The 16,248-nt window shown below is 42.6% G+C and carries 4 protein-coding genes; 3 read left to right on the top strand and 1 reads right to left on the bottom strand.

The window, feature by feature from the left end; all coding sequences use genetic code 11:
* Nucleotides 1-323 precede the first annotated feature (323 nt).
* Nucleotides 324-1,483, top strand: a protein-coding gene (locus tag F952_RS02985; RefSeq protein ID WP_099046170.1) for an IS3-like element IS1236 family transposase whose coding sequence is annotated in 2 segments (ribosomal slippage) — nt 324-558 and nt 558-1,483 — 1,161 coding nt in all. Because the reading frame shifts where the segments join, the coding sequence is not laid out codon by codon here.
* On the opposite strand, the gene F952_RS02980 is transcribed toward F952_RS02985, so the two are convergent.
* Entirely contained in the window at nt 1,451-2,077 is a 627-nt protein-coding gene (locus F952_RS02980) for a DUF805 domain-containing protein (protein WP_004921979.1), read from the bottom strand. The genes F952_RS02985 and F952_RS02980 overlap by 33 nt on opposite strands.
* A gap of 1,149 nt (nt 2,078-3,226) precedes the next feature.
* Between F952_RS02980 and F952_RS02970 the strand changes: the two genes are divergently transcribed.
* Nucleotides 3,227-5,026 (top strand): ShlB/FhaC/HecB family hemolysin secretion/activation protein, encoded by a 1,800-nt coding sequence (locus tag F952_RS02970; protein ID WP_004921976.1) that lies wholly within the window; start codon nt 3,227-3,229, stop codon nt 5,024-5,026.
* A gap of 85 nt (nt 5,027-5,111) precedes the next feature.
* Nucleotides 5,112-16,247: a two-partner secretion domain-containing protein gene (locus tag F952_RS02965; protein WP_004921974.1), complete on the top strand. Its 11,136-nt coding sequence runs from the start codon at nt 5,112-5,114 to the stop codon at nt 16,245-16,247.
* Nucleotide 16,248 lies beyond the last annotated feature (1 nt).

Below are 16,248 nucleotides of genomic sequence, written 5' to 3'. Positions count from 1 at the left end.
TTATATAGTGTTTTATTGGGCGATAATAATTTTTTATTTTTTAAAATGAATGGTTTAGAGGTTTTTTTAATCTAAACTATTATCGCTATAAAATTTTAAAGAGCCTTTAGACATTAAGTTTAAAGGCTCTTTTGATTGTCTAAATGATTCGGCATTTTTTCAAAAAATACGCGAACATTACTTTGAGGGTGGGCCAAAAGCATTGGCGCGCGAATCTCCTTCCTCAGTCATAAAGAAAAAAATCACAATCATGATCCTAGCCAAAATAATGGACAGTACTTCCCTCTAAAGATAACGTAACGTTAACTTTGGAGATCCAAGAAATGGCCAAACGTTTTAGTCCTGAATTTAAACAGCAAGCAATTGATTATGCACTTTCAAACTCACACGAGCCTATAGCTACAATCGCCCAGAAATTAGGTGTGGGTTATTCAACTTTAGACAAATGGATTCGTGAAGCCAATCCAGTGGGTTCAAGCAAACGTCAACTTTCACCAGAACAACAGCGGATCTTGGAATTAGAGAAAGAAGTCAAACAGCTCAGGGAAGCCAATGACATCTTAAAAAAAGCGCATGTGTACTTTCTGACAGATCATGCCAAGAAAAGTACACGGTAATTCAAGATCTGGATGTGAATGAAGTCACTGTATCTTCTGCCTGTAAATGCCTGGGTGTCAGCACTTCAGGCTATTATGCCTGGCGAAAACGCCAGACCAATCTAGCGCAGAAATATAATGATTTAAAAGCCGTGTATTGGCAGCATCATGCACGATTGGGTGCACCTTCATTGGTACATGACATGCATGATTTAGGTTACAGCATGAGCGAACGAACCGTTGGAAGAATGCTTAAAAAACTTGGTTTACGGAGCAAAATTGCACGTAAATACAAGCATACGACTGATTCAAACCATCGTTTGCCTACAGCGCCTAACTTGTTGGATCGTCAATTTACGGTCAATGAACCCAATAAGATCTGGACAACGGATATTACCTATATCCGTACTAAGCAAGGTTGGCTGTATTTATGTGTGATGCTGGATCTATTCAGCCGTCGTATTGTCGGTTGGCAAACCAGCCATCGAATAGACCGTCAATTGGTGTGTGATGCGTTTCATTATGCAATGGCTCGTCAGGGGTATCCAATGGGTGTCATGGTACATTCGGACCAAGGCTCACAGTACTGTAGTCGTGATTTTAGGGCGCTATTATTGACGAATAACTGCGTTCAAAGTATGTCACGCAGGGGAAACTGTTGGGATAATGCAGTGACCGAAAGCTTCTTTCATACATTGAAAGGTCATATGGTCCATGGCAGTGTGTTTGCCACTCGAAAAGAAGCGAATGCTGTCTTGTTTGACTATATTGAGATTTATTACAATCGAATCAGACGACATTCTACAAACGGCTGGTTAAGCCCAGAAGCCTTTGAACAGAAATATTTCAAGAATTTAGAGGGATTTGTTGTCCACGATACTGTCTAGGATCATCAATACCCCTACAATCGGCACCAAGTTGATGAGCAATAGCCATCCACTGCGGTTAATATCATGCAAGCGGCGAACACTCACTGCAAGTGCAGGCAACAGCATAAAAATGCTACTTACAATAAACAAGGTATGTCCTAAATCAAGAAAATGTCCAAATGCCAGCATACTTACACCCAGCACAGTATAGAAAAACTGAAATGACCAAAACTCCTGACGTCGGGCACGACCCTTGAAATCTAATGCATTTTTAAAGCATTTGATGACCCAATCGATCATGCAGTAGTGGGCTTCTTTTTCTAGCATGGTGTGATGCTGTTTATCCTGCATATCAACCATAAGCGGTGCTGTTATAAAAGCTTTGACTGGTGTAAGGATGGGTTTTGCGATGGGCGTATCCTCCTCGGGTACATCAATAAAAACTTCTGTAACTTCCCCTTGAGCATCCAATTCAAAATAGACATGCATGCCTGGCATGGGCACAATCCACTCACGCCACGCCGAGCCTAAAAAAGAATAATGCTTTTGATCTTCTGTACGAATAATGGCGGTATTGGTTTGAACGGAATAATCGAGTATTTTGCCTTTCATCTGTATTGTTATCCTTATTTTTTGAAATGGAATGATTTTTTTGGCGCCAGAAATTTTTAGGACGAGCGAACCTATGGAAAAGCATTCCAGATATTAAAAATGAAACGTAAACATGCCGTGATCTGAAGTTAAAAAAAGATCATGAAGGTGTGGGCAATCTGCGTTTGAATAACCACAAAGACAAAATGAATGGATGCGATAAGCAAAGAAATAAACGAGCGATGTGAGTCATGGTGACTACTCCTAGATGTATTAGAAGTTCTACCGAATCACTGTCAATTGATTATGGTGGCAGAACGAAAGAGGGTTGACAGACTGGACATCTAGAACCAGCACGCGCGGACGCGTCCCCCTTCCGTTCTACCGCAAAGGGGGACGAAAAGGTTTTTACACATAAGGGTAATACTCAGAAGAGCAAACTCTGATGCGCTAGATGAACGGTCTGTCAAAACCGGCTGGCAATGTAGGCCAGCAGAGGAATGATAATCTGTGGGAAAAGGGGAGTCAATTTGTTGTCGTTGTATATGCTGGAATGCTATGCGTAATATCAATAAAAGCTAAACTAAGAGTAAAAAGCCCCGACATCCTGTCGAGGCTTTTCGTATTTGCGTCTTAGGGCTAACTCCTGTCATCCCTCGCGTCCTGTCGCTCATTTTATTGTTTTTATACGGAACATCCTGTTCTCAATGAATCCATCATAGAAAATTAAGTGATATATAACTATGGGCGATTTTCCTGAATCTTTGTACGCCAAAACCTACACCAAATTAGATGAAAAAATACTCACATAGTTATCCGCAGAAAATGGGGATTATTTCAGTTCTGTGAAGCTTGGATAACCATAAAAACTTGCATATTTGAGTATTTTTTAACCAATTTAAAACGCAGGGCTGTGTATAACATTTTTGTCGATTGACACTATATAGATGATGAACGTCCAGATTTGAATTTTTCGATTAATTACTTGGTATATGACCCGTTCTTGCATTGTGTAAAAACAGGATATTTTTGAAAAATCGCGTCATGATTTGTCTATCTATTTACATGTGCACTAGACCCGTCTGTATAAAAAATAAGAGTGACATATTTACAAAAATAAAAACCTTGTTATGATTTGTTAACTAGTTATCATTTATTTTAATAAATCCAATGAAAATCACAATTGTTGATTGTAAAGTTATTCTAAAAAAAACAGCATTATGTCTTGGTGTATGCAGTAGCATACACGGCCTGGTTCATGCCGCAGATTTGACTCAGCAGGAGATCACAGAACAACAGCGCCGCGATGCACAAAAAAATATGGCGGATAATCAGATTCGCCAGCAACAACGAGATGATGCTCTCCAAAAACAAATCCAGCCTGAAGTAAATGTCAATCTGGGTCCGCAAAACGCTAAGCTCCAAGCTCAGCAACTTCAATATCTGCGTTCGCATAGTGAAAGCCCGTGCTTTGAAATTAAAGATATTCATTTACAAGGTGAGAAGGCAGAGCATTTTTTATTTGCTCTTAATGAAATCACGCAGGGAACACACAATATTATTGGACGTTGTCTTGGGGTACAGGGATTAAATCAGGCATTAGATCTGGTACAAAACCGTATTATTTCGGCGGGTTATGTCACTTCACGTGTACTTCTACCTGCACAAAATATTGCATCGGGTCAGCTTAAAATTGCAGTGATTGCAGGTCGTGTCGATCATGTGAAATTTGCCGAAGGTACTTCGTCACGCGCACATAAAATCAATGCACTCCCGATCAAATCGGGTGATTTGCTCAACCTACATGATCTTGAGCAGGGGCTTGAAAACTTTAAGCGAGTACCCACTGTCGAAGCAGATTTTAAAATTCAGCCAGCCGAAAATAACAATACGCCAGGTTATAGTGACGTCATTCTTGCATGGCAACAATCCAAGCCCTATCGCATTAACTTGAGTCTGGACGATTCTGGTTCAGACTCAACGGGTAAATATCAAGGCACAGCGACCTTATCTTTAGATCACTTACTGACCCTTAATGATCTTTTTTATGTCAGCTATAACCATGATTTAGGTGGTGGCGATGCGGGTAAACGTGGTACAGAGGGCTTTTATACCAGTTACACCATTCCTTTTGATTATTGGTTACTTACCAGCAGTTACAGCAAATCTAACTACAATCAAACTGTAGCAGGTGCCAGTCAAAGCTATGAATATAGTGGTAAAAGTGAACTCATTGGCCTTGATTTGTCACGAGTGATTTATCGCGATGCACACCGCAAAACCACACTTGGATTTGGCGGCTGGTATCGAGAATCACGCAATTACATTGAAGATGTTGAAGTTGAAGTTCAGCGCCGAAAAACAGCAGGCTGGAAAGCCATGCTGGATCATACCGAATATTTTTCTAATGCGACTTTAAGCGGCAATTTGACCTACAAGCGCGGTACAGGCTGGCTGGGTGCAATGCGTGCGCCAGAAGAAGACTTTGACGAAGCTTTTACCCGAGTGGGCATTTTACAAGCCAATGCCAGTTTACAGGTGCCGTTTAAAGTCGGTGCACAGAATCTGCAATATACCGCTGAATGGCGTATGCAAAGTAGTAACAAACCTTTAACCCCCCAAGACCGTTTCTCGATTGGTAACCGCTATACCGTACGTGGCTTTGATGGCGAACAAACCTTATTGGCAGATCAAGGTTTTCTGGTTCGTAATGAAATCAGCGGTTCGATATTTGGTAAACCACATTATTGGTATGCCGGCATTGATTATGGCGAAGTCGGTGGGCGTACTGCTTATCAGCCTAATCCATTGCCAGGTACAAGCTTGCTGGGCAGTGTAGTGGGTTTACGTGGCCAGATTGCGCCACTACGAATGAGTTACGACGTATTTGTGGGTGCCCCACTTAAAAAGCCAGATAATTTTAGAACAGACCATTACACCACAGGCTTTAGCCTGAACTGGGGCTACTGATGTGTAGCTGAATCGTTTGAGCAAGATTTTCATTTTTTCTCGTTAATGAGATTGCAATACATAACAAAATTTAGAGTAAAAGCACATGAATAAGAATCGCTACCGTATTATCTTCAGTCAGGCTCGCGGTATGTTTATTGCGGTGGCCGAAATCGTCAAAAGCAAGACCAAACAGGCTGGCCAAAGTCAGGCAGATGGTCATGACAACAAAGCTTGTAGCGCAAGCGATTCAGACAGCATGGGCTTTGATAGCAGCCATTTAAAAAAACTCAAACAACTCAATTTTGCCGTGATCAGTGTACTGGGTGCCAGTATCTTTACTTTGCCCCTAAACACCATTGCAGATAGCCAGATTATTGCAGACAAAGGCGCACCGACCTCACAACAACCGACAATTTTAAATAGCAGTAATGGTGTAACACAGGTCAATATCCAGACCCCAAGTGCAGGTGGTGTGTCACGCAATACCTATAGCCAGTTTGATGTGGGACAGGAAGGTGCCATCCTCAATAATGCGCGTAACAACACCCAGACTCAACTTGGGGGCTGGATACAAGGCAACCCATGGTTAGCCAAAGGTGAAGCCAAAGTCATCTTAAATGAAGTCAATTCGAGCAATCCAAGCCAGCTCAAAGGCTACATCGAAGTGGCAGGCAAACAGGCACAAGTAGTGATTGCCAATCCATCTGGTTTGGTCTGTGACGGCTGTGGAGTCATCAATGCCGATCGTTTCACCCTGACTACGGGTCAGGCAGTCATGAATCAGGGCTATCTGGAATCTTTTCGGGTACGTGAAGGACAGATTACGATACAAGGTAAAGGTCTAAATGGTAGCTTAACCCCGTTTACCGATGTTTATGCTCGTGCTTTACAGGTCAATGCAGGACTATATGCCAAAGAGTTGAATGTGGTACTTGGCCAAAACGATATCAATGTAAACGACCCAACCACAAGCAATGTAAGCCCAATACAGAGTAATACCTCTGCAAATAACAAACCCCAATTTGCACTTGATGTCGGACAGCTTGGCGGCATGTATGCGGGTAAAATCTTTTTGGTGGGAACAGAGCAAGGTGTAGGCGTACGCAATGCAGGGTCAATGAATAGTACCCAATCTACACTTACCCTCAATGCCAATGGTGACTTAACCAATACGGGCAATCTCATTGCCAATCAAGGCCAGCTTCAACTCAATGCTGAAAATATTAAAAATACAGGCAATATCAGTAGTGCAACCTCACAGGTCAGTCTACACAGCCAGAATCTGGACAATTCAGGTTTAATCAGCAGTGCGGATGAGTTGAACATTCAGCAACAGGGCCATGTTGGTAATCGTGGCACTTTAAATGCAGCGCGTATCGTGGTTGATGCAGGCAGCTTGGCGAACAGTGGCTCGATTGAACAAACTGGAGCTCAGGCGCTGGATTTAAAAGCGGGTTCAATGAGCAACATCGGCGGTAAAATAGGCATTGCCAAAACCTCATCGACAGGTGGTAATGGCAGTGAATCTGGCGGAGGCTCACAACCTGTCGAGCCAAACAATGCTGCACAAGATGGCGGAAGCCTCGAAGTGGTTAATACTGATTCAACACCAACCACCCCAAAAACCTATGAGACTGGCTATATACATGTTCGTGATCAGCTTAATAATGATCAGGGCGCGATTGTGGCGCAAGGCGGAATTGACCTGGAAAGTAACAATGGACTGGATAACCAAGGCGGTCAACTCAACTTAGGTCGTGTGAAAATTCAAGGTGAGCGCTTTAATAATGATCAGGGACAATTGACCGTTAAGCAGGCAGAGATTCAGACCAATAGTTTGAGTAATCAGTCTGGTCAATTGATCTCAAACCAAAAACTGAATATTCAAACCCAGACGGCCAACAACCAGAAAGGGAAAATTCAGTCTGTTGATCAACTCGATCTCAATGTAGCGAATGGTCTTAATAATATTGAGGGTCAAATTGCCAGTGGGCAACAACTCAATATTCAGGCAGATCAAGTCAATAACCAGTCTGGACTGATCTATTCAGAACAACAAGGCATTGAGCTGAAAGCCAATCATGCCATCAATAATACATCAGGTATCATTCAGGCTAAAACTCAGTTAAATCTTGCGAGTACACAGCTTGATAATACGTCTGGTCATATTCAAGCAGAAAACATTCAGCAACAGCATACAACCGTCAATAATACCCAAGGCAGTATTGTTGCAGGCCAAAGTTTGATCAGTACGGTCGATCAATTTGACAATCATCAAGGGTTGATTGATGCCAAAAATATTCAATTGACCCATCAAGTGCTCAATAACAGTGGCAGTATTTATGCCGATCAAAACATCAAGATCACAGGGCAGCACATACTGAATACTGGTTCGATTGCCGCGGGACAAAACATTCAGCTGAATACGGCAAAATTACAACATGAGCAAGCTGCGCTGATTGCTGCGGGTCTGGATCGTCAGGGAAAACTGACAAGCACAGGCGATCTTGACATTACGGCAGAGCAAACAACACTACATGGGCAAAGCTTTGCAGGTCAACAGCTTAAAGTCGCTTCAAAGCAGCAGATTGACGCGACCAATGGACAGTTACAAGCAAAAAATATCGATTTAGCCAGTGATGCAGGTGATATTTCTACACGTGCAGCAACGGTGATTGCAGAGCAGTTGAGTCTTAAAAGTCATGATTTGATTGATAACCAGCAAGGAACACTGAGTGCACAGCAGTTAAACCTAACAGCAAACCGTCTGGATAATACACAAGGGCATATTTTACATACAGGTCAGGATCAGTTAGACCTCAACTTTAGCCAGAGCTTGAATAACCAGTTGGGGGAAATTCGCAGTAATGCCGCTGAGCTCAATATCAAGACAGCATTATTGAATAATACAGAAGGCCAGGTGGTTCATGCGGGAACCCAGCAACTGAACATTCAGACAGCGCAACTCAATGGTCACTTGGGACACATTTTGAGCAATGGAACCTTGCAACTCAAAGCTGGCACTTTGGATGTGAGTGGTGGTGTGACTTCGGCAGATCAGATTACGATTCAGGCCAATGTGCTAAACAACGCGCAAGGTCAGTTGATTCAGCGTGGGACATCAAATCCTTTAAATCTTACTATTCAACAACAACTCAATAATCAGGCTGGACTGATTCAAAGTGCAACAGCAACGGATATCAAAGCGGGTAGCCTGAATAATCAGAGGGGCACACTCAGCTCGGCACAGGGTCAGAATTTAGATGTAGACGTCGCAGGAAAGTTGGATAACAGCCAATCGGGTCAAATCTACGCAGGCAATCAAGCCCATCTTCAAGTTGGTTCAATCGACAACAGCCATCAGGGTCAAATCAATGCCCAGCAAAATCTTCAACTGACCAGCCAACAGCAGATCAATAACCAGTCGGGGCAAATTGTTGCCAATGGTGACGTGCAGATTCAATCACAAGGGCTAAACAACAGTCATGGACAAATGGGTTCGCTACAAGGCGGCCTCAGCCTAAATACTGGATCAGACACGCTGATCAATCAATCGGGTCTAATTCAGGCCAAAAAAGACATTGGTATTCAGGCACAGCGCATTGATAATCAGCAAGGCCAGATCACCACACAAGGACAAGCCGAATTAATCAGCCAAGCAGAGATTGATAATCTTGAGGGAGCGATTGCAGCCGACTTAGATGTAAATATTCGCAGCCAAGGCTTAAATAATAATAAAGGCCAAATCAGTAGTGCACAGGGTAATCTTACATTAAATGCGGGTAACGGTACTCTGACTAATCAGGCAGCTACAATTGTTTCTGGTAAAACGCTCACGCTAAGTGCCAATCAACTCGACAATAGCAATCACGGTCAGATTAATAGCCAGAATAATGCAGACATTAGCATTGTCAAAGACATTAACAATACCAGTGGTGTCATTGCAGCGAAGCAGCAATTAATCCTCAGCAGCCAGGGCCTGAATAACACGACTGGCCAAATAGGTACAGTTCAGGGCAATCTCCACATCGATGCTGGCTCGCAGCTGTTAAATAACCAGCAAGGTCGTATTCAATCTGGTCAAGATCTCAATTTAAATGCCACAGGTATTGATAATACGCAGGGTCAAATCAGCAGCAAAAATCAGTTACAACTGGATAGCCGTGAGCAACTGCTGAATAATCGCCAAGGCACGCTCAGTGCAGAAAATCTCACCATTGATTCAGGTGAACTGAACAATGATCAGGGACTAATTCAGGCACAGCAAAGTATCCAGATTGATACCCATCAGCACAACCTAAGCAATACCAACAGTGGTGCGCAAGGCGGCATCCTGAGTCAGGGCAATATTCAACTGAATAATATTCAGACACTGGATAACCAGCAGGGCTATCTTGCCAGTGCTCAACAATTGGATCTACAAGCCAATCAGGTGTTCAATCAAAACGGCACCTTACTTGCAGCAAAACAGCTTAATTTGCAAGGAACAGGCCAAAATCAGTTATTAAACAACCAGTCTGGGCAAATGTTGTCGATGGGCGGCATGAATCTGAATATTGATCAGATCAATAACAAGGGTAAAGCCAATACTGCCGATGCCGATAGCCACATTATGGCGGCAGGTGAGCTGAATATCACCACCCAACAACTGGATAACCAGAATACGTTAAATACTGATCCAGCAAACACATCGATTCAGGGCATTGATGCGAATACACTGAATGTCACCAGCAAGGTCTTAAATAACCAAAGTGGTGTAATTCGTAGCAGTGCGGATCAAAATCTGAATGTTCAACAGGCATTGAATAACCAGTCAGGGCAGATCAGTAGTGAAAAACAGCTCACGCTTGTGGGCGATCAACTCGAAATCAACAATTTGAATGGACAAATACTCGCGGGTACGGCACTTGACCTGATTGCACAGTCTTTATCTGGAGATGGCAAGCTACTGAGTTTGGGCAATGCGAAATTGAGCTTACAAAATGATTATATCCATAGCTCAGGTGCTCAATTACAAGCCAATCAGGATTTAAGCCTAAGCACAAAAGGCAATATTATTAATAACGGTACAATTAACGCAGGTAATCAACTGGCGTTAAACGCTGCCAATATCACCAACCAGCAAGCAGGCAAGATTGAAAGCCATGACACCCGACTCACTGCGCAAAATACGTTAAATAATACGGGGCTGATTAATGGTGACTTCACTCGTTTGCAGGCAGAAACCCTCAACAACCAAGGCACAGGTCGTATTTATGGCACGACACTGGCAATTCAGGCCAATACTTTAAACAACCAGCCAGATAGTACAGGTACAGCACCTGTGATTGCATCACGCGGTGACCTGCATCTGGGCGTACAAACGCTCAATAACCTGTCGAATCCGACAGACTACACTAGTCAAGCCTTAATTTTTAGTGCGGGTAATTTATATCTGGGTGCTGCTTTAGATGCAAATGACTATGCCACTGGGCAGGCAGACGTTATTCATAATGAAAGCGCCACGATTGAATCGTTGGGAGACATGAATCTTTCGGCAAAGCAGATTAACAATATAAACAAATACTTCAAGACTGAACAGGTTGAAGTCAGCAGAAAAGATGGTTTAGAAAAATATTGTGATGCTTGGTGTACCTTCGATGGAAATTATTATGATGGCAATCCATATGAAGACTGGATGAGATACTATTATAGTGAAATTACCTATGAAACTCGAACCACTGAATCAGCACCAGGTCAAATTAAGGCTGGTGGCCATCTCGATTTAAATGGTGCTCAGGTTGTTAATGATAAGAGTCAGATTCTGGCAGGTGGCGAGCTTAAAAATGAGGGGGGAACAATTGACTCGGGTACACAAATTGCAGGTATTCGAAAGATTGTGAATACAGGTACTCAAGTCAAATATTGGAAATATGAAGGACAGTGGGATAATCCATTTGAAAATTCAAGTGAAACTACATTTGATCTTAGTATTAGCCAAGCGTTAGGTAATCAAAACTTAAATCAAAATCAGCTATCAACTGTTGCAGTATCAAACAATCAAAGTGCAGAACACATCCAAAATAGCCAGACCACTCAACAAGAGATTAATGGCTTACAAACCAGCAATAACAACACACAACTGAATCAAACCAAAGATGTTGATCTGGATCAACTGAACTTAAAAGATTCACAGAGCCAGAATGCACCACAAGCCAGCGCTGTAGAGACCGTCCAACAGCAAAGCGCAACGTCTGCACCGAGTAGTACCCCACAGGGGACTTCAGAAGAAATCCGAAGCATTGATTTTAGCAATATTAAAGTCCCCAATAGTGCTTTATATAAAGTCAATGCAGACAGCAAAGCAGGCTATTTGATTGAAACAGATCCAGCCTTTGCCGATTATAAAAAATGGTTGTCCTCAGATTACATGCTCGATGCGCTTGGTCTGGATCCTGCCTTACAGCAAAAACGTTTGGGCGATGGTTTCTATGAACAGCGTTTGGTGCAAGATCAGATTGCCAACCTGACAGGCTATCGCTTTCTGGAAGGATTTGCCAATGATGATGAGCAATACAAAGCGTTGATGAATAATGGCATCACCTTTGCCAAACTGTATGGCTTGCGTCCGGGTATTGCTTTAACAGCAGCTCAAACGGCACAGCTCACCAGTGATATTGTGTGGTTGGTCGAACAAAGTGTAACTTTACCAGATGGAACGATCACTAAGGCCTTGGTTCCACAAGTGTATGTCAAGGTACGTGTCGGTGACTTAAAAGGTGATGGTACCTTACTTTCAGGGAATAGCGTTAACCTGAAACTGGACGGTGATTTGATTAATGGGGCGACTATTGCAGGCCGTGAAGCATTACAAATTACAGCCGACAACGTACAGAACCTTAATGGAAGGATTCAGGGCAATCAGGTCGCGATCGAAACCCAGAAAGACCTCAATAATATCGGCGGGCAAATCATAGCTAAAGATGCCATGGCACTCAAAGTGGGTGGCAATCTTAATATTGAAAGCACGACTCGAACATCTGAATCCAAAGTTGGCAACTTCAGTTCAAGTATTACCAATGTTGATCGAGTTGCAGGGCTGTATGTTGGTAACGGAAGCACAAAGCAGCTTGATCCTAATCAGGCCACACTGATGCTGAATGTTGCAGGCAATAGCAGCTTAAAAGGTGTGCAGATCAATAACAGTAATAGTGCGACCGTACTCAATACAACGGGCAATGTTGACCTTGGCACTGTAAGTGTCGGCAAACAGGAAACACTGAAGATCGATGATAAAAATGGCTATCAGCTTAAACAACAGCAGGACGTTGGTAGCCAGATCAAGAGTGCGGGTTCGTTGCTGATCAATGGGCAGAATATCACGAGCAAAGCTGTTGATTTAAATAGCCAACAGGGTGATATACAATTGTCTGCTCAAAAAGATATTGTGCTGGACAATGGTTTAAATCAAAGCACTGTTTCTAGTCAGTCACAAAGTAAAGGATCATTTGGCGGTAAAAAATCATCGACTTACGATGCGAGCAGCAGCACATCTATTGCCAATCAATTGAATGCTGGACAGAACATCATTATAAACAGTGCACAGGGTAATATTAGCGCGACCCATTTACAGGCTGAGGCAGGCAATAATATCCAGATCCATGCCCAGCAAGGCAATGTCACCCTGTTATCTGCAATTGATGACAAGCGTGAAAGCTCAACTTCATCGAAAAAAGGCGTTGCGACCTATAACAACCGTCAATCGGGTTATATCGATCAGGAAGTTGCACAGACCACACTCAAAGCAGGCGATACCGTCGATATCAATGCTGCCAAAAACATAGAACTACAGGCCAACGATGTACAGGCAGGCAATAGCATCTATGTGGGGAATACCCTGATGCAACGTCAGGCGGATGGTAGTCTAAAAGCCGCAGATGGGTCGCTAATGCCTGAGAACGTCACCCTATCTACCCTTGCCACCAAGGATGAACAGTGGGATGAACAACAAAAAGGCTATCGCGGTATTGTTAAAGACATTGTAAAGGCAACTGCTGTTGGTTTGGCGGGTATTGAGGCTTTAGCTCCAGGACTAAAAGCACCTAAGATTACGGTGAGCGAATCGACGGGTAAACGTACTGAGCAGATTAGCCAAACAGGATCAAGCTTAAAAGCGGACAATGTTTATGTTGGATCATCAGGTCAAACCACACTGACCAGTACAGATATTACTGCAAAAAATACAATTCTTTTAGGTCAAAAGGTGACATTGAATGCGGCTGAAGAGCAGAAAATCACTGTTGAATCTACGAGTAAGGAAACAGTTCAGGGCTTGGGAGCTAAACTAAATAAAGACAGTATACGCTTAGGCGGATTTGTTTTAGAAGATGCATCACAAAGTAGTAAAACCACCGAAACTACGCATAAACTGGGTAGTATCAATACGGAGAACCTTAAAATACAGGGCGTTGAAGGGGTTGATATCTTAGGTCAAAATATCACAGCGACAGGCGATACACTGATTGATCATGGTCGAGGTGACTTAAATGTTGGTGGCTATGAAAATAAAACGACAGTGGAAGATAAAACACACGTAGAAACCATCAGTACAGAAGTCGGTGTGCGAAATGCCTATTTGGATGCTGCACTTGCATTAGGTGCGGTCAAAGATGCAGCCGAGGCAGTCAAACAAGCCAAAGATCAATATAGTCAGGCACAGCGAGACTATGCATCAGGAAAAATCACCAAAGAAGCACTAGACGATAGCAAAGCCAATGTTGCTATGGCAACAGCCAATCTTGCCAATGCACAGATTGCGGTGGGTTCGGCAGCAGCAACCGCGGCAGCAAGTTCAGCGACTTATGGTTTTACCATTGGTGCCAATGGAGAGCGGATAGAAACGACCAACACGACCAACACCACCCAAGGTAAATGGCAAGGCAGTACGCTTGAGTTAAACAATCTGACACTTAAATCTGAAAATCAGGATGTGAATGTTCAAGGTAGCCGCTTAACCGCAACAGGCACCACCAGCTTTGATGGAACCAAAGACCTGAATGTGACAGCAGGAACAGAACACAGCCAACAAGAGACCAGCAGTAAAACTAATAGTCAGAGCGTGAGTTATACCTATGGCGGTGGTGGCAGTGCATCGATTGGTAAACAGACCAGCACATCAGAAAGCAAAAGCCTGACTTACGTCAACAGCGAAGTGACCCTGAACAAAACCGAAGGTCGCTTAAACAGCCTGAACATCAAAGGCGGAGAAGTCAGCATACAGGATCGGGGCAATTTACAAGTCAACAACATCCATGTGGAGAGCCTACAGGATACCGCGAGTAGCAGTAACAGTAGCCGAGGTGGAAGTATAGGCGGCGGATACGGCAGTGGTAGTAAAAATATCACCGCCAGCTACAACCAAAGCAAAGGCAGTAGTGACAGCGCATGGGTCAACACCACCAGCAAACTGCTGATTGGTAACGCACAAAACGATGCTAATCTCGATGCGATGGGGGTTAAAAATATCACCAACATCGGCGGGGTGATTGCAAATGCAAATAAGAATGCAGATGGAAGCTTAACCGACCACAAAAACTTAAACTACACAGGCAATTTAGAACTTAAAGACCTACAAGACCATAACAATAACAATAGTAGTGGCTTTAATGTTTCGACCAATATTGGTATCCCACAAGGTGGAAGCAAAGCAGCTTCCACTGCACCGAAAGGATCAACCACAATTGGATTGAACAGTAGTGGACAGGAAACAGAGCAACTGACCAAAGCAACGCTGGGGCAAGGATCAGTCACAAATGCGACAGCCGACACCAATCGCGACATTAACAACACCCAAGAAATCACCAGAGACCAGACCACAGGGATGCTCAATGGCAGTGTGACGGTGGATCATCGCTTGCTGAGTGAAAGTGGGCGAGCGGAGATTGTAAAAGAGCAGGAGCAATTAATTGAAAACTTTAGACAAAGTGCTGAGAATTTAGCAAAAGCATTACCAGATGGAGTTTATAAGGATAAAGCTTTACAGACGTTAAATGATGTTCAGGCAAAACTTTATAATTTACCAAGTGAATATAAAGAAGTTGGTGTGGTTGGTAATAGTGTTGCAAGTGAGTTACTAAAACGTGGAATGGAATCACAAGATGTTGAAGCATTATTTAGTAAATTAGATTTCTTCTACGCAGCGAAAGAATTTAGTGAAATTCAGAACCAGTTAACCGATTTAGAAAAATCAGGCGTTAACTTGGAAACAATTTTCAAACAACCCAAAGCAGGAGTGAATGAGCAGGAAACGATTTATGCTCAGGGTACAGATTTTGAGACGAAAGTTCGTTCGCAAACCACATTAGGGATGACAATATTAAGTAATATTGCTGACCTTGGAAATAGTATTAAGGATATTAGTGAATCTACAGGGGTTGATATAGAAAAAGTACAACTTGCAGTGGGTTTATTGATTTCAGGGCCAGTACGTTTAGTGATTGAATCTGGTAAATCAATGGCTGTAGATAGTGTAGTTGGAGAGAAAGTTGCACAAGGTGTTGATATCTTGGCAAATTCAATGACAGCAGCAGCGCATGATACAAGTGTTAATACAATAAATAATTGGACGAATCCAGACAAGATCAGTGAGCTTGAGAACTCTACAGGTGAAAATAAAGATGCCAGTCTTAAATTTGCCAATGAGGTACAAAAAGATAAGCAAGGTGCAGAGTATTTAATTAATGCAGCATCAGGTATTATCGTTGGTGGTATTGCTAAAGGAACTGTTAAGAACAATAATTCTGATATAGATATTTCTAAGTCAGGATTTGAGATAGGAAATATTAATCCTATTACAGGCCATAAAATATTAGGTACTCATAAAGATGAAAGTAATAACACAGTTGGTAATTATATTGTTGAAGGAACAAAGCCTTCTACTAAAGATAAGGTAATAAAAACGGATATTCAATATTATGAAAATCCTGGCCACCATGACCCTAAAGGAGGAAATCAAATTGGTTATAATAAGACAAAATCAGTTCTGCCAGATAACCATAAAAATTTATGGGACAATAGTATTGTAGCTTCTGATGGGAATAGGTGGGCAGTAGAGGTGATAAACGGGAAAAAAGTTTATCATCGCTTCCAAAATGATGGTAATGGTAATTTCCATTGGAACGGTTCTACGAATGGTAAAACAGCAAGTGGGGTTGATAGAAGTGATGTTAGCAAAATTCCACCTGAAATATTGAGGAAGTAAA

This window comes from Acinetobacter baylyi DSM 14961 = CIP 107474 (assembly GCF_000368685.1).
GTDB lineage: Bacteria > Pseudomonadota > Gammaproteobacteria > Pseudomonadales > Moraxellaceae > Acinetobacter > Acinetobacter baylyi.
The sequence above is the reverse complement of the archived record's forward strand: the minus strand, read 5'-3'. Positions and strand labels throughout refer to the sequence as shown.